The following is a 17,424-nucleotide window of genomic DNA, read 5'->3' on the forward strand; positions in this document are numbered from 1 at the left end:
CTTTTCAAATAAATGCTGATATCTGCTGTCATATTGGGACTCTTGGGCAGCTTGCACTGTGTAGGAATGTGCGGGCCCATTGCCTTTCTGTTGCCTGTGGATAGAAGCAATTCCTATAAGAAATTCTCCCAAATCCTCATGTATCATTTGGGAAGACTCTTGGCCTATGGCACCATGGGATTGGTGTTTGGTTTTTTGGGCAAGGGACTCTATGTCTTTGGCATGCAGCAAAAACTATCAATTTTTATTGGCATCCTTATGATACTTGTGGTACTGCTTCCCTATAGAGCCTTTCAAAAGTACAATTTATCCAAACCCTGGTTCAAGGTGATTTCAAGAGTAAAAAGTCGGTTGGGAAAAGAGCTCCAGAAAAAATCAGCGGACACGTTCTTGACCATCGGTTTATTAAACGGGTTCCTTCCTTGCGGTTTGGTCTATATGTCACTTTTTGCTGCCATTGCCATGGGCAATCCTTGGCACGGTTCATTGTATATGATACTTTTTGGATTGGGCACTATTCCGTTGATGACCTCAGCTATTTATTTAACGGGCATTTTAAAAGGCAGTGCACGTAAAAGGATACAAAAACTGATTCCGGTCTTTGTAATTGTGATTGGTCTTCTTTTTATTGTTCGTGGCTTGGGACTGGGCATACCCTTTATATCGCCAGAGCCGGTTATAGAATTGGTCTCCAGCAACATTGATTGTGTTGATTAATTCTTTAAAAAAAAGCCCACCCTGACCTAGGTCAGGATTATTATCTTGAAAACTTTAGAACTTTGGCACTATCAAGTTTATTATTTTTTACAACCAAAATCAAAGTCACCGTTATGAAAAAAAAAACAACTCAAGTATCCATAATAGGGAAGAACGATAACAACTACATGCTTAAGTTTCCTCATTTACATGTAAAGGTTTCTGTCAATGAAGAATTATACAAAAAAATGCTTAACAGCAGTTTATATGAGTTTAAACCTATTGAAAATAAAAAACTGGCCGAATCAAAACATAGTTGACTTTAAAATTGGAATCATATGGGCTATTGACCGAAGTTTACACAATAATTGGCATGACCAAAATCTAGTATAGATTGGGTATATTGGGCATATCTACCCCTAAAATACTTCTAAAATTGGACTTTTTATTGGCTTCTAGAGTTTGAAGGTCACTACCGGAATTTTGGAGTGGTTGGCAACATCCTCCCCTATACTTCCCATAAAGAAATGCGTAAGACCCTTGCGACCATGGGTAGGAATTCCCAGAATATCTGCATTGATATCCTTACTGTAGTTCAATATTCCTTTTTCCACGGTGTAGTCATTATAAATTTCAACCTCCTTACCAACTTTTGCCTTTGCCAAGAACTGCGATACCCGTGCATAGATATCTGCCGTGCTCAAAAAGTCATCTCCCGGAGTATTCACATACACCAAATGTAGCTCAGCAGAAAATTTATTTGCAAAATCCTTGGCCTTTTCTAAGGCTGGCAGATTATCTTCTTTAAAATCACAAGCAAATACAAAATGATCTAGCTTAAAATCACTTATATCGTCTTTAATGACCAGTACAGGAACATTTGAGTTTCTTACCACCTTTTCGGCATTGGAACCAATAAATATTTCTTTTAATCCATCAGCGCCATGTGATCCCATAACCACTAAATCGGCCTGGTGCTTCTCAGCAACCTCATTTAATTCACTGAATACCTTAAAGCGCTTAATTATTGGGGTTACCTTAATATCTTGAAGATAGGGTTTGTCTAAAAATTCGGAAAACCTCTTCTCTGAAAGTTTAATTAAAAATAGCATCTGATCTTGCTGCATGCCTTCGGTTGTGGATAAAATTGCCGTGGAAAGTTCCAACATATGAACCGCGAAAATTTCAGATCCATATTTTTTAGCAATAGACGCCGCTACTTTCAGGGCATATTCCGATTGTTCAGAAAAATCAACAGGTACGATAATTTTTTTCATGATTTCAGATTTTGAGATTTATTAATATCATTAAATAGTCATTGAAAACAAACGTGTATCAGGAGCCTTCCTGTGCAACAATATATCAAAGGCCATACTAATATTTCTAATGAATGGTCGGCCTTCTTCTGTTACTCTTAAAACATTCCTCCCTATTTCCACCAGCCCGTCTGATTCCATTTCTTCCAATCGCTCCAACACCTCTAAAAGTTCCGGGAAATATTCCTCCTGACCATACCATGAGGTTTCAAAGCGACACATTAAATTTAAAATGTGTTTTCTTATTATTTGTTCTTCTTCAGTTAATATATGACCTCTGTACACGGGAATGATATTATTGTCAATGAGATGATAATACTCTTCCAAGCCCTTTACATTTTGTGCAAATCCATACCAGCTATCACTGATACTTGAAACTCCCAGCCCCACCATCAATTGAGTCTTGGATGCGGTGTACCCCATGAAATTGCGATGTAACTCTGAAGATTCCATGGACTTAAAGAGCGCATCGGTAGGCAACGCAAAATGATCCATTCCAATTTCTTTATAGCCTACTTTTGAAAGCATCAGCTTCCCCTTTTCATATTGTTCTCGTTTATCATCAGCTGAAGGCAAATCTGCATCATTATAACCACGTTGTCCATTTCCTTTCAACCAGGGAACATGTGCATAGCTATAGAATGCCAAACGATCGGGCATCAATTCTTTGGTCTTTAAAATGGTCTGTTCTACATGCTCCAGGGTCTGAAATGGTAATCCGAAAATGATGTCATGCCCTACAGAAGTATATCCTATTTCCCTGGCATATTCCGTGACCCGCTTTACATTTTCAAAAGGCTGGACCCTATTAATGGCCTTCTGTACCGTTTCATTATAATCCTGAACACCAAAGCTTACCCTTCTAAATCCAAGATGGTATAGCGTTTCCAAGTGCTTTTTAGTGGTGTTGTTGGGATGACCTTCAAAACTGAACTCAAAACCTTCGTCCTTGGTTGCGGTCTTAAAAATCCCTTCAATCAATATCTTGAGGTTTTCAGGCGAAAAAAAAGTGGGGGTTCCCCCTCCCAAATGCAGTTCTTTGATCCTAGGTCTGGAAGAAAACAAATTACAATACAACCACCATTCCTTAAGCACTGCCTGTATATACGGACCTTCCTTATCATGTCGCTTGGTTATTCGCTTATGACATCCACAAAAGGTGCACATCTGCTCGCAAAAGGGCAAATGAATGTACAGGCTTATCCCCTCCTCTACATTGCTCTCTTCAAAACTTTGGATTAAGGTTTGTTGCCATATTTTACCTGAAAATGAGTCCATATTCCAGTAGGGAACGGTAGGATAACTGGTATATCTGGGTCCTGCAATATTATACTTCTGAACTAATGTTGTCATATTTGGCACTTAATTAGTTTCAAAAGTAAAGGCACTACCGGAAAGAATATATGATATCTATCATATTTAAGGCAGATGTTCGCCCATACCTCTAATAGGTATCCTTTATCCAGTTATAGGGCGGCCGTTTGATCCATAACCCCCTTGTAAAATCTGGGAAATTTTGTGGTGCGCCATTATTTTCAATGGATACTTCCGATAAGGGGGTAATGGCACTCCAAGCTGCCGCATCATAGGCGTCCAGCGGCGGGGCTATATTTAATTTTGCCGATTCAACAAAGGAATTCAGCACAAAGAAATCCATTCCCCCATGTCCAGATCCTTCCGCATATTCTCCATATTTCTTCCAAAGGGGATGATCGTATTCCTTAAGCCAGGCATCGGCAACATCCCATCTGTGGGGTTCCGATTTACCTTCTATGTAAATCCTATTTCCGTCTACCTCCCAGAGGCCGTTAGCCCCTTGTACCCTAAATCCCAAAGAGTAGGGTCTTGGCAGGTTACAATCGTGGGTCACAATGATGGTTTCTCCATTAGCCGTCTCAATCGTAGAGGTAATGACATCACCCTGCTTAAATTTAACTTTGGCATTGGGATGGTCTTCCCCACCTTGTTTTACAATATGGTTGTGCAGGCCTATTCCTTTACTGGAGCTTGAAGTCATAGAAACAAACCTATTGCCCCTGTTGATATCGGCCATAACAGCAATGGGCCCAACTCCGTGGGTGGGATATACATCCGCATTTCGCTTTACTGAATGTTCTGTTCGCCAACGGGCTTCGGAATATCCCTTTTCACCAAACTCGACTCCCCCTCCGTACGGCTGACTCCCATTATTAAATTTCACTTCCCTCAAATCGTGTTGATACCCACATCTAAAATGTACCAGTTCCCCAAATATATTTTGCCGGACCATATTAAGAATGGCCATTACATCCCTTCTATAATTCACATTTTCCAATATCATCATATGGGTGCCAGTGCGCTCGTGGGTATTTACCAAGTCCCAACATTCCTCTAGAGTATTCGCTGCAGAAACCTCAACCCCGGCATATTTACCGGCTTCCATGGCGTCAACTGTCATTCTCGTATGCCACAACCATGGCGTTGCTATAATAACCGCATCCACTTCTTTTAATTCCAAGAGGTTCCGGTAATCATGATCGTTGCTCCCATAGGTTTTAGGTGCCTTTTTACCCGCCTTGATCATCTTTTTCTTGGCTTCTTCAATCCTACTGGCATCAATATCGCAGATGGCTGTAACATTTACATCCTTGCGCAAAAGAAGATTACTGAGATGGTTATTTCCCCTCTCCCCTACGCCTATAAGTCCAACATTTAACTTTTGAGATTCAAAATTTCCAAAAAACCTGAGAGAAATACTTGGTGTCACCAGAATTCCCGCTCCCAATACACTCGTTTTTTTAATAAACTTTCTTCTAGTGGTCATCAATTAAAATAAGTTGGTTATTGGTGGATTAAATTAAACATTTTGAAATTATATATGAAGCCTCTGCTTTTTAAAAATGGAATTCCTATCAAAAATCTTATTTTTACTACTGATGCAAAAAAGGATGACACTGTTGTTAATGGCCGCCGGAAAAGGTAGCCGATATGGGAAACTAAAACAATTTGATGGTTTGGGTCCAAAAGAAGAATTCCTAATGGAGTTCAGTATTTACGATGCCATTGACGCAGGGTTTGACCATGTTGTCATCATCACCCAACGGGACCATGTTGCGTTTCTTAAGGATCATTTAATGGCGCGTATTCCAAAAAACATAAAACTGGATGTCCTTTCTCAGGAATTGGAGGAGCTCCCGCCAGGAACAGAGATTTTGGTGGAACGAAATAAACCCTGGGGCACGGCCCACGCCGTCTGGACCGCCAGAAACCAAATCAACTCCCCTTTTGTGGTATTGAATGCCGATGATTATTACGGAAGGGCTGCATTTGGTGAAGCAGCGTCATTTATAAAAAATCCAGTAACAACCTCCCCTTTTGCTATGGTAGGGTACACCCTAAAAGAAACACTATCACCAAATGGGTCTGTTTCCAGGGGAATATGTAGCATAAAAAATGGGAACCTCTTAAGTGTAGAGGAACGCTTAAAGATCATTTCCGAAAACGGAGAAATAGTAGACTTGGATTCTGGGAAACATTTCAGTGGGGAAGAAATGGTAAGCATGAACTTTTGGGTGTGCCACCCGTCCTTATTTTCGGAGATTGAAACGTATTTCTCTCAATTCCTTCAGGACAAGGAATTGATAAAAAACAGTGAAGTTTATCTCCCCTTTGTTATTCAGTATTTGATAGCAAAGCAAAAAACCACAGTAGCAGTTTTGCCGGCCAATGGAAAATGGTTTGGGGTCACCTATGCCAATGACCGGGAGCTGGCGGTAATGGAACTGGCTGAAATGACCCATGAGCAAATTTATCCATCCCCACTATGGGGCAAGACAAACTAAGAAATATGGATAGTGCCAATACTAATTTAGATCTTCAAAAACTGTTAGGTACCTTTTCGGTTGAACAAGGCACCTATACCTTTAATAGCATAGACCAAGGCTTTATCAACGACACCTATCTCGTATTAAAAAATGGGCACCCTTTTTATATACTTCAACGGATCAACAATAAGGTTTTTACGGATGTCCCTGGGGTTATGGCCAATATGACAAAGGCCCTATCGTATTTAACCGATACAGATTATAGTTTGGTAGCACTGGTCCCAACAATCACCGGCCAGTCCTATTGTCAATTCAATAATCGTGGGTATTGGAGGCTTATGGAATATATCCCGAACAGCCTTGCTTACGATAGTACCAAAAACGCCGAAATCGCATATGGGGCCGGCAAGATTCTGGGCAAGTTCCATTCTCTATTACAGAACGCCTCATCAGACCAATTTGTGGATACCATTCCCCACTTCCACGATTTGCAATTGCGGAAAGAGCAATTCCAAGAAGCCCTCAGCAAGTCTAGCCACGAAAGGCTGGATAAAGCCAAATTGACAATTCCTTTTGTATTGGAGACCTTGCCCCTTCTTTTAGACCTTTCCAGTTCAACATTGCCTGTACGCATCTGTCATAACGATACGAAATTAAACAACATCCTATTCTCCAAAAAAACCAACAAAGCTTTGTGCTTCATTGACCTGGATACCATAATGAAGGGTTATTTTTATAATGATTTTGGGGATTTGGTGCGTACCATTGCCAACACAGCTGTGGAGGATGAAAAGGACCACCATAAAATTACTTTCGACAGACCGTTATTTGAATCCTTTTTGGACGGACTGGCAACATTTTCTGCTTTCCTGACCGCCGAGGAATTGAAATCGCTTCCCCTAGGAATAGTCTTTATGCCCTTTATCCACGGACTAAGGGCTCTGACGGACTTCCTGAACAATGATCAATACTACAAAGTCTCCTATGCCGATCAAAACTTAGACAGGAGCCTTAGTTTATTTGATTTCAGTAAAAAAGCACTATCCGAAGTAAGTTATATACGGGAAATGGTCGCCAAAAAACTTATCCAATAAATAGTAAAAACACGATCACCTTCAATTATTGCTGAAGGTGATTGTGTTCAGGTTTTTACAACCAAATATTTCCAATTTAGCACAAAATTAATGCGCAATGGACTATCGTTCTATGCCATTATTTCATTAAAATAAACACCACTATCCCGGCAAAATAACCAAGCAGGGCCAACCATGTTATGCGTTTAAGGTACCAAATGAAATCTATCTTCAAAATACCCATAGCCGCAACACCAGCAGCAGAACCGATAATCAAGGCACTACCGCCCGTACCGGCACAGTAGGCCATAAAGTTCCAAAATTCATGGTCCTGCGGAAAACGTTCCAGGGAATACATCCCCATTGCCCCGGCCACTAACGGCACGTTATCCACAACAGATGACAATAGGCCCAACAGAATATTGGTGACATAGTAACTATCAAAGGAGTTGTCCAAAGATTTCCCTACAGCCCCCAGTACCCCATTGGTCTGCATTGCCGCAACAGCAAGTAAAATACCCATGAAAAACAGGATGCTCGGGGTGTCTATGCGCCTAATGGTGTTGGCTACCGAATAGTGATGCTTTATCTCAAATGGTTTTTTACGGTGTATGATCTCCGTGGCTATCCAAAGTATTGACAAACTGAACAACATGCCCATAAATGGGGGCAGGTGCGTCATTGTTTTAAACACAGGCACGAACAATAAAGAAAGTACCCCTAAAATGAGTACGAACATACTTTCGCCATCCCCGATCTGTTCATGATTTGTTTTATGTTCCAAAACCACACTTCGTACCTTACCTTTTAGAAAGAACGACACTAAAATTAGAGGTGCCAGTAAGCAGGCTACACTTGGCCAAAAGACCTCCGTAATAATGGAGTGGGTAGAGACCTGTCCTCCGTTCCATAACATAATGGTTGTAACATCCCCAATTGGAGACCATGCCCCACCAGCATTTGCCGCAATCACAATGAACCCTGCAAAATACCATAAGTCATTTTTAGTGTCCATGAACTTTTTCAGCAGGGCAATCATGACGATGGTGGTAGTAAGGTTATCCAATACAGCGGATAGGAAGAACGTCAAAATAGTCAAAATCCATAAGAGCGCTCGTTTATCCGTTGTCTTAATCACCTTATGAATGACCTTGAACCCATCATGGGAATCTATAAGTTCCACAATGGTCATGGCCCCTAAAAGGAAGAAGAGGATTTCTGAGATTTCCTCAAAGTGCTCCTTGAGATGAACTATTGTTTCACTAAGTTCAGCTTGGTTAAAAACCAATAGCACCCACAACAATACTCCTGTAAAAAGAGCTGTTGCCGCCTTATCAAGCTTCACAACATGCTCCATGGCGATCAAAAAATAGCCAATAACGAAAACTATGATCGTAATTTCCATGGTTAGCTACACTGGAGATTACTGATACACATCCCGCCTTTCAATTTTGCTTTCATTGGTTTATGATTTTAATTGGTTACTAAAGTTATGCTGCCTTCCTACCCGTGGCAATGGTATTCATATGCGCCTTAATGATGGTTTTCCATTTTTCAGCTCTGGCCATTTCAAAATCCTCGCCATAGATTCCTTCCCAATCGTAGAAATTTAGGATTACTTCAGGATTTCTAGTATCTATGGGACTTATTTTAAGATTTAGTTGCTGTAAAATATTCTCCTTTTTGACTTTTGTTTTTACACTAGCTATTTTGCTGTCAATTTCACAAGCTTGAATTTTAGTTAAATCAATTATATGAACTCTGGGGTCTACTTCCGAAAACTTCATGAATAGCATTTTTTTCTGTTCTCTGTCAATACCGATAAAAGTATTGCCCCAATTTTCCTGCTCGGTCAGTTTTAAATTGTTCTTGACCAGTTCCAATGTAAACAGCTTTTTCATTTGTGCGATTCCACTTTTACCGGAGAAATCAAGTATAAAAAAAGGGGCAAAAACACTTGCCACTAGTACTAATGATATAATTACTAATTCTAATTCCATGACTATATATTTTTAAATGTTGAAATAAAATGATTGGTGTTTTTTAATGGTGCACTGCAATAAAAGCCAGTTTTGGGACAAATACAGGTGCGATCAAAATTCAGAGAAACAACGGGGCTCCTCCAAACAAGATTTGATTTACCAAACAATTTTAAATATAGGTATGGAAAGGGAATATCATCGTCAACGAATCCAACCCGGGTTCTATGGTATTGGAATAAATAATATAATGAAGATCAAAACCACTAAGATTACATACGGTAGGGGCTGTCCTTTTTGAAACTAGCCAATACTCCGTATTTAGTTTGTCAAGGACTGAAAGTTGTAGAACAGTTTCAAATTCTTTTTGCTGGAAATTAAAAAGAACTCCTTGCTTATTTAAGAGTTTTTTTAATTTAATCTGATTACCAGCTGGTGAATTCAGGGGAATAGAAGCTTGGGGCAATGCATACACCGCATTCCCGATACCCCAAAAAAGTATCAAAAGCAAAAGGCTTAAAAAGCCAAAGTGTTTCACTCGTTTCACAGAGTAAATGTATATTATAAAACGTTACCTAAATGTTAAATTATTCCGGTTTTGAAATTCATTCACCTCCCTCAACCTACACCATAAAAATCTGGCTGTAAGCTGTTTGTATCCCTAATAAAATTTCAATTAGAAACTAGGAATTGAATCCCATAAATTGAAAGGGCTAGTAATTTAAGCAAGTGAAGTTTAGGGAAAGGATATGCTAATTGTAGATTAAAAGGTAAAGGTATATAGCAATCCAATGTTTATAGTAGTCCATGTTTTCCCATCCAGTTCAATGGCGGTATAGGAAAGGTTCAATTCGGCATTGGAGTCGACCAGGTATCCAATTTGGGGACGGTAGTAGAGACCTCCTTCATTGTCTTTATTTATGCCTAAAGCTTGTCCGCCATCCACACCAAAAGAAAAGGAATTACCCGCCCATATTCTTACTGAGGCAGCAAGAGGTACAAATTGGACATGAGGCAAATCTTCGCGTACTATATCTGAGTGGAAGGTTTCTGGAAAACCATTAATAAATCCCATCGTAATTCCGGCATCAACAACTTCACCTAGCGCCCACATATAACCCACATCCAAACCAAGGGTCAGAGACACGTCATCATTGAAGTCATCAAAGGGCATTCCGCCTTGTATACCTGCTTTTAATCCTTCCTGTGCGTAGGAGGCAACGGCAAAAAATAAACAAATGAATACTAAAATTCTGTTTTTCATGGGTTTGGACTTTAAATAATGTCCAAACAAAACTAGAACCTTTCCTATATCAGTCACTATTTTTGTTGCCAAACTAGATGAAAAGGTTGTCCACGTCTATATTATAGCTTTTTTGAGCAAAGATTCACCCTTCCCAATTACCAGGCGTCTACAAATGCTATGGCTATTTCATGCTGATTAAAAATCAGGAAATTGCACTAAATATTATAAAACGTTTATGTTAATCAAACGCATAACCGGTGACTACCCTAAAGATAAAGGCATACATTACTATGGCAAACATGATAAAGCTAAAGATGGCGAAACCTTTAAAATAATTTCTCACTATAATATTTCCAATATTCCTAAAGCCATCCAAATAAATATTTTTTACGAGTAATAATGTTTTCATATTGTGGGGGATTTTTCTGTTTATTTGAAGGCAATCCTACAGGAATGCTCGCTATCCTCTTGCAAGATTGGCTAAACGGAATGGAAACATCGTTAAAGCCAAAAAATGAAACATTTAATCGAAGGAAACTGTATTTTAGGGAATGGGATATGTATTGAATTCCCTTTTGGATTAATTATTTAGCTGATCGCCCAAAGCTCTATTTTTCTTAAGGCTATCCATTTCCTTTCTGAACCTTAAAATCATAAAGCTGTCCAATTGTAGTCCAATACTATCGCGCATGGTGTGCCAGTTGGTCTCATTGATTTCTCCTGTGAACCTGCGTATTTTATAAAACCGTTCCATATTGAACCTATTGGCCTTCCAGGCGGCTTCGGTACTTTCCTGATGTTTTAAATCCTGAAGATATATTCCTACCCCAAAGCCTACAATGACCACCACTAAGGCAATCCACAAAAGGGTAGTTGTTTTTTTCATTGGAATTCTAGATTTTATCATCAGATATTAAATGCACAAGGTCCAGTATAAATAAATAAGCTCTAAAACCTACTAATTCAACTAGTTACATTTTTAATTAAAATTAAGTTGGTTTGCTCCACAAACAAAATTAATCTGTCCAACCTTCAAAATTGTGGGATTAACTACAAGTGTAGGATAATATAACATCGTTTATTAATTCAATTGATATTAAAATAGACTCAAATTAATATTTAGGGATGTTTTATCGAGTGCAAGAGAAGATTCTAATATGCTTTTTAAATAAACGAAAAAAGCCTCCAACTTGCGTTGAAGGCTTTAAGCGGTCCGGACGGGACTCGAACCCGCGACCCCCTGCGTGACAGGCAGGTATTCTAACCAACTGAACTACCGAACCGTGGCGTTTAGCGAGTGCAAATATACACCGCTTATTTAATTGCACAAATAATTTAGCCTAAAAAATACGCATCTTCAAAGAAATTTTTGACGTTCCACCAAATAGGTATTCATAACTCTCGAGAAATCAGCATGTATGTCCACCTCAACATATTTGATTTTATATTGGGCACAGCGCAACTTTAACATTTCAAAATAAGCCTCCACCTCTTTTTCATATGATTCTTTGATCCCTTCTGCATAAAGATCGATATGCTCTCCTGTTTCCACATCGATAAAACGCTTCGGGGTATTCTCAAAATTGAAATGGAATTCCTTGTCCTTATCCATCAAGTGAAACAATACCACTTCATGTTTATTGTATTTTAAATGTCTCAAGGCATCAAACAATTGGTCGTTGTCCGTACTATTCTGAAACATATCCGTAAATAAAAATATAAGGCTTCTACGTTTTATTTTTTCGGCAATCTGATGTAGGTAGGTATAGGTATCCGTTACCTTGGCCGGTTTGGATTCCAAACTGATCTCATTCAACTTGGCCAAAAGCATCTGATGATGTCGCTCACTACCTTTTTCAGGTGCATAGTATTGGTAGGCGTCGGAATACACGCTGAGGCCTACGGCATCTCTCTGTCTCTTCAGGATATTCATTAGGGCCGCAATGGCCAAGACACCAAAACCTATCTTGTTTAAATTGTCAACACTCAAATAGTCAACATCCGGATAGTACATGGAAGCCGAGTTGTCCAAGATCATATGACATCTCAGATTGGTTTCTTCTTCGTAGCGTTTGGTATACAGTTTGTCTGTTTTGGCAAAAAGTTTCCAATCTATATGCCTGGTACTTTCCCCGTTGTTATAAATTTTATGTTCTGCAAATTCAGCCGAAAATCCATGAAAGGGACTTTTATGGATACCACTGATAAAACCTTCCACTACTTGATTGGCCAAAAGTTCCAGATTCTGGAACAAAGAAGCGTTGTTTAATTCGGATTGTAGATTCATATCGTTATGGATACCCTAAGATAACAAACATCCGTTGGGCCAAAAAATTAAGTTGTCTTGAAATCCTATTAAATTAAAAAAGGCCTGACGTGAGTCAAGCCTTTTTTAATCTTATACTATTAGTTTATAATGCTGCTTCAATAGCATCGGTATACACCTTCTTAGGAGAAACTCCTACTTGTCTGTTAACAATTTCACCGTTTTTGAAAACCAAAACCGTTGGGATGTTACGTACCCCATATTTTGCCGCAAACTCTTGATTTGCATCAACATCTACCTTACCTACTACAGCCTTTCCCTCGTATTCAGCGCTTACTTCATCGATAATTGGACCGACCATTCTACAAGGTCCGCACCATGCTGCCCAGAAATCTACAACAACTGGTTTGTCACTTTTTAAAACTACCTCATCAAAAGTAGCATCTGTTATTTCTAATGCCATGTTTGTTTTATTTTTTAATTATGCAAATTTAGTCAATTATTCAACGTTTTCCTTACTAACGTTATATTCGTTTTACCTATTGTAAGATAAGTAAAGTTTATGTGATAAAATATCCCAAATGCTATTAATTCAACCTGAAATGCACATCCTTACTTTCCAATTCCAGCAATAGTTCCGTTGATATCTGTACTTTTTGCTTTCTACAATTTAAACTCACTTTGATCTCCTCTTCCATTTCATATACTACAAAACTCAAAGGATGACTTCCCTGGTGGGATACCAAAGTATCCTTCAATTCATAGATCTGCTGCTCCTTGAGTTTTCCTATATCCAGTTTAATGGTCAGCTTACGGGCATAAGTTTCCATAACATCCTGAAGCATCATTACCGTGTTGTACTGCAAACGAGGATCACCTTTCTTCCCGGTATCCCTATTGGTCCAACCTTCCTTAACATACAACTTAAAAAAAGCAAAGGAATTGATCATTAAAAAGTGCCTGTACTTAAGGTATTCCTCCCCGAATATTCGAAACTCATAGGAATCTGTATAATCCTCCAGTATAAAGGAGGCCCAGCCCTTTCCATTTTTAGAGATCCTGTGCTGCACATCCGATATCACCCCTGCCAGGGCAAGTTCCCTACCCACAAAGGCTTCCATTTGATGTATATTGGAGATGGTGGCATTGCAAAACGAATTCATTTCGGTCCTAAAATCGTCCAAGGGGTGTCCGGAGATATAGATCCCGACCACCTCTTTTTCCCGTCTCAGCTTTTCCATGGTTCCCCATTCCTCACAGGGTGGAACCACGGGTTCAGGTATCTGTACCTCACTGGCCTCTCCAAAAAGACTGACTTGGGAGGAATTCTCGCTTTCTTGAAATTTGGCACCATATTTTATGACCTTCTCCAAAAAGGTAATTCCGTCCCCGTCATCGTGAAAGTATTGAGCACGATGGGTGTCCCCAAAAGAATCAAATCCCCCTGCGAGTGTTAGGTTCTCAAAAGCTTTTTTATTTGCCGCCCTTAGATCTATTCGTTTGGTCAGGTCGAAGACCGACTTAAACCTGCCTTCCTCTTTTCTGTTCTCCACGATGGTTTCAACAGCACCACGGCCCACACCTTTGATAGCACCCATCCCAAAACGCACTGCATTTTGGTCGTTCACGGCAAACTTGTAGTAGGATTCGTTCACATCTGGGCCCAATACTTCCAAGCCCATTCGTTTACACTCCTCCATAAAGAAGGTCACCTGCTTAATGTCGTTCATGTTGTTGGACAGTACCGCCGCCATATATTCTGCAGGGTAATGCGCCTTTAAATAGGCCGTTTGATAGGCTATATAGGCATAACAAGTAGAGTGACTCTTGTTAAACGCATAAGAAGCAAATGCCTCCCAATCTTTCCAAATTTTTTCAAGAACATCCCTTGGATGGCCTTTCTTTTCACCACCGTCCAAAAACTGTGGTTTCAACTTTTCAAGTAAGGCAAAGATCTTTTTACCCATTGCTTTTCTCAGTACATCTGCATCACCTTTAGAGAAACCTGCCAATTTTTGAGACAACAACATCACCTGCTCCTGGTAAACAGTAATACCGTAAGTTTCCTTTAGGTATTCCTCCATATCGGCCAGATCATAGGTGATCTCTTCCCGTCCGTGCTTACGGGCAATAAAACTGGGGATATATTCCATCGGCCCCGGTCTGTACAGGGCGTTCATGGCAATAAGGTCATCAAAAACCGTTGGCTTTAGGTCTTTCATATGTTTCTGCATTCCCACAGATTCATACTGGAAAACCCCTACCGTATCCCCTCTCTGGAAAAGCTCATAGGTCTTCTCATCATCCAAGGGAAAATCATCCGGGACCAACGTTATCCCATGCTTGGCCTTGACAATTTTTACGGTATCCTTGATCAGGGTCAAGGTCTTCAGTCCCAAGAAATCCATCTTCAACAACCCTGCGCTTTCTACCACAGAGTTGTCAAATTGCGTCACATAAAGATCCGAGTCTTTTGCGGTGGCCACAGGAACGAACTTTGTAATATCATCAGGGGTAATGATTACCCCACAGGCATGGATTCCGGTATTCCGGACAGATCCTTCCAAAATACGGGCCATTTTCAGGGTCTGTGCCTCCAGATCATCCCCTTCGGCAATGTTCAAGAGCTCATGGACCTTCTCCAGTTCTTCTGCCCTAAATTTCTTTTTCAGATCAGCCTCGCTCACCCCGAATATCTTGCTCAACTTAGACATCGTAGGTATGAGCTTTGCTATCCTATCGGCATCCATCAATGGCAGATCCAGCACCCTTGCGGTATCACGGATAGAGGACTTTGCCGCCATGGTACCATAGGTGATGATCTGGGCCACTTGGTTGGCGCCATATTTATTGATTACATAGTCCATTACTCGCCCACGACCCTCATCATCAAAATCGATATCAATATCGGGCATGGACACCCTGTCTGGATTTAGGAACCGCTCAAAAAGCAGATCGTACTTTAATGGGTCAATATTGGTAATGGTCAGGCAGTAGGCCACTACAGATCCTGCTGCAGATCCACGACCGGGCCCTACGGATACATCCATATTTCTTGCCTCACGGATAAAATCTTCCGTAATCAGGAAATATCCCGGATACCCAGAATTCTCTATGGTCTGCAACTCAAAATCTATCCTTTCCCGAATGACATCCGTTATTTCCGGGTATCTTTTTTTGGCCCCTTCATAGGTGATATGACGCAAATAGGCATTTTCACCCCTATTGCCCCCATCGGCCTCGTCCTCAGCTACTTTAAATTCGTCAGGAATACTGAACTTGGGCAAAAGAACATCCCTTGCCAATTCATAGGATTCTATTTTATTGACTACTTCCTGTATGTTCAAAATGGTCTCCGGCAGATCCTTGAAGATTTCCTTCATTTCGTCGGACGACTTAAAATAGTACTCCTGATTAGGGAGTCCGTATCTATAGCCCCTACCGCGACCTATAGGTGTTGCCTGTTTTTCTCCGTCTTTTACGCACAACAGAACATCATGGGCATCAGCATCTTCTTTGGCGCAATAATAGGTGTTGTTGGTAGCTACCATTTTGACCTGATGTTTTCTGGCCAGCTCTACCAATACTTGGTTCACCCTATCCTCATCTTCTTGGCCATGGCGCATGATTTCCATATACAGATCATCCCCAAATTGCTCCTTCCACCATACCAAAGCTTCTTCTGCCTGGTTCTCACCAACGTTCAATACCTTGGAGGGAACTTCTCCGTACAAGTTACCGGTTAGCACAATGATATCTTCTTTGTACTGTTCTATGACCTTTTTATCGATACGGGGCACGTAATAGAACCCATCGGTATAAGCGATGGACGACATTTTTGACAGATTGTGGTAGCCGTTCTTGTTTTTCGCCAAGAGCACGATCTGGTATCCGTAGTCTTTTACATTTTTATTATTATGATCCTCACAAACAAAAAATTCACACCCCAAAATAGGCTTCATTTCCCTTTCCAGCGCCGGCTCCCCATTTTCCAAGGCTTCAGCATTCTTGGCCTTAGCTTTGGTATTTTGGGCCTTTACCTCCTTTACAAAATGAAAGGCCCCCATCATATTGGCATGATCCGTAAGGGCCACAGCAGGCATATTGTTGTCTGCGGCAGATCGCACTAGATCGGCAATGGAGATGGTGGATTGAAGGACCGAGAACTGGGAATGGTTGTGCAGATGCACAAATTCGGTGTCCGAAAGGACCGCAATGTTTTCTTTTATTTCCTCCTTGGAAATCTCCACCGTTTCATTGAGGCCCAATTGGTCCGCAATTTTCTTGGAGGCTTTTTTGAGGTTGATATGATTTAGGCCTATAAGTTGTATCTCCTTAGGGTTCGCCTCTGAGAAATTTTTAAAATAATTGGCGGGCACATCCAATTGCTCCACGGTGTACTCCTGCCTGCGGACCAACTCCAAAAAACAACGGGTGGTAGCTTCCACATCCGCGGTGGCATTATGGGCTTCTCCAAAAGGCTCCCCAAAAAGATACTGATGAAGTTCTGTGAGGGTGGGCAGCTTAAATTTTCCTCCCCTACCTCCAGGAATCTGACATAATTTGGCCGTATGTTCGGTACAAGTATCTAGGACCGGCAGTTCCTGTAATGGGTTTTCCACCTGTAACCTATGAAATTCTGCCCCCATGATGTTCAGGTCAAAACCTACATTTTGTCCTACAATAAACTTTGTTTTGGACATGGCCACATTGAATTTCCCCAATACTTCCGCCAAAGAAATGCCTTTTTCCTGCGCCAATTCCGTGGATATCCCATGTATCTGTTCGGCATCATAAGGTATATTGAACCCATCTGGCCGAACCAAATAATCCTGATGCTCCACCAGGTTCCCCATCTCATCATGCAATTGCCAAGCTATCTGTATGCAACGCGGCCAGTTATCCGTATCGGTTATTGGAGCGTTCCATCGCTTGGGCAATCCGGTGGTTTCCGTATCAAAAATCAGGTACATAGTGCGGGTTTATCTCATGGGCATTGAAGTGGTAAATTTAAGAAAATACAACCTAGTTATGAAGCCCATTTA

At 40.6% G+C, this 17,424-nt stretch carries 16 protein-coding genes and 1 tRNA gene; 4 read left to right on the forward strand and 13 right to left on the reverse strand.

Annotated features, from left to right (window positions below; genetic code table 11):
• Positions 1-12: 12 nt before the first annotated feature.
• Positions 13-717, forward strand: coding sequence for a sulfite exporter TauE/SafE family protein (locus SB49_RS10090; protein ID WP_062056212.1), 705 nt, complete (start codon positions 13-15; stop codon positions 715-717).
• A gap of 113 nt (positions 718-830) precedes the next feature.
• Positions 831-1,016, forward strand: coding sequence for a hypothetical protein (locus SB49_RS16210; RefSeq protein ID WP_062056214.1), 186 nt, complete (start codon positions 831-833; stop codon positions 1,014-1,016).
• Between the two features lie 135 nt (positions 1,017-1,151).
• Here the strand turns inward: SB49_RS16210 and SB49_RS10100 are convergent, their stop codons facing one another.
• The 3 genes from SB49_RS10100 to SB49_RS10110 form a co-directional block, all read right to left on the reverse strand.
• Positions 1,152-1,973: a universal stress protein gene (locus SB49_RS10100; protein WP_062056216.1), complete on the reverse strand. Its 822-nt coding sequence runs from the start codon at positions 1,971-1,973 to the stop codon at positions 1,152-1,154.
• Positions 1,974-2,003: 30 nt separating this feature from the next.
• On the reverse strand, positions 2,004-3,365 hold the full coding sequence (gene hemN, locus SB49_RS10105; protein WP_062056218.1) for an oxygen-independent coproporphyrinogen III oxidase: 1,362 nt from the start codon (positions 3,363-3,365) through the stop codon (positions 2,004-2,006).
• 91 nt (positions 3,366-3,456) lie between these two features.
• Complete coding sequence (locus tag SB49_RS10110) at positions 3,457-4,815, reverse strand: Gfo/Idh/MocA family protein (RefSeq protein WP_062056220.1); 1,359 nt, start codon at positions 4,813-4,815, stop codon at positions 3,457-3,459.
• A gap of 124 nt (positions 4,816-4,939) precedes the next feature.
• Here SB49_RS10110 and SB49_RS10115 point away from each other — a divergent pair, with 124 nt between their 5' ends.
• Positions 4,940-5,833 carry a nucleotidyltransferase family protein gene (locus SB49_RS10115; RefSeq protein WP_062059094.1) on the forward strand — a complete coding sequence of 298 codons (894 nt, stop codon included), beginning with the start codon at positions 4,940-4,942 and terminating at the stop codon, positions 5,831-5,833.
• Positions 5,815-6,909, forward strand: a complete 1,095-nt coding sequence (locus SB49_RS10120) for a phosphotransferase enzyme family protein (RefSeq protein ID WP_235537731.1) — start codon at positions 5,815-5,817, stop codon at positions 6,907-6,909. The genes SB49_RS10115 and SB49_RS10120 overlap by 19 nt, the downstream gene beginning before the upstream one ends.
• Positions 6,910-7,027: 118 nt before the next feature.
• Here the strand turns inward: SB49_RS10120 and nhaD are convergent, their stop codons facing one another.
• The 10 genes from nhaD to dnaE form a co-directional block, all read right to left on the reverse strand.
• Entirely contained in the window at positions 7,028-8,293 is a 1,266-nt protein-coding gene (gene nhaD / locus SB49_RS10125) for a sodium:proton antiporter NhaD (RefSeq protein ID WP_062056222.1), read from the reverse strand.
• An 85-nt stretch (positions 8,294-8,378) separates the two neighbouring features.
• Positions 8,379-8,888: a hypothetical protein gene (locus SB49_RS10130; RefSeq protein WP_062056224.1), complete on the reverse strand. Its 510-nt coding sequence runs from the start codon at positions 8,886-8,888 to the stop codon at positions 8,379-8,381.
• A 151-nt stretch (positions 8,889-9,039) separates the two neighbouring features.
• Positions 9,040-9,414: a hypothetical protein gene (locus SB49_RS10135; protein ID WP_145758378.1), complete on the reverse strand. Its 375-nt coding sequence runs from the start codon at positions 9,412-9,414 to the stop codon at positions 9,040-9,042.
• A 216-nt stretch (positions 9,415-9,630) separates the two neighbouring features.
• Positions 9,631-10,131, reverse strand: a complete 501-nt coding sequence (locus tag SB49_RS10140; RefSeq protein WP_062056228.1) for an outer membrane beta-barrel protein — start codon at positions 10,129-10,131, stop codon at positions 9,631-9,633.
• A 220-nt stretch (positions 10,132-10,351) separates the two neighbouring features.
• Entirely contained in the window at positions 10,352-10,522 is a 171-nt protein-coding gene (locus SB49_RS16120) for a DUF6747 family protein (RefSeq protein ID WP_200960631.1), read from the reverse strand.
• A gap of 171 nt (positions 10,523-10,693) precedes the next feature.
• The gene (locus SB49_RS10145) at positions 10,694-10,999 is read right to left on the reverse strand and encodes a hypothetical protein (protein ID WP_062056230.1); all 306 of its coding nucleotides are present in this window, start codon (positions 10,997-10,999) and stop codon (positions 10,694-10,696) included.
• A gap of 323 nt (positions 11,000-11,322) precedes the next feature.
• Positions 11,323-11,396: transfer RNA gene (locus SB49_RS10150), tRNA-Asp, on the reverse strand.
• 74 nt (positions 11,397-11,470) lie between these two features.
• Positions 11,471-12,400, reverse strand: coding sequence for a DUF58 domain-containing protein (locus SB49_RS10155; protein WP_062056232.1), 930 nt, complete (start codon positions 12,398-12,400; stop codon positions 11,471-11,473).
• 124 nt (positions 12,401-12,524) lie between these two features.
• Positions 12,525-12,842, reverse strand: a complete 318-nt coding sequence (gene trxA, locus SB49_RS10160) for a thioredoxin (protein ID WP_062056234.1) — start codon at positions 12,840-12,842, stop codon at positions 12,525-12,527.
• A 124-nt stretch (positions 12,843-12,966) separates the two neighbouring features.
• Positions 12,967-17,352: a DNA polymerase III subunit alpha gene (dnaE, locus tag SB49_RS10165; RefSeq protein ID WP_062056236.1), complete on the reverse strand. Its 4,386-nt coding sequence runs from the start codon at positions 17,350-17,352 to the stop codon at positions 12,967-12,969.
• Positions 17,353-17,424: the final 72 nt, after the last annotated feature.

The organism is Sediminicola sp. YIK13 (assembly GCF_001430825.1).
Lineage (GTDB): Bacteria > Bacteroidota > Bacteroidia > Flavobacteriales > Flavobacteriaceae > Sediminicola.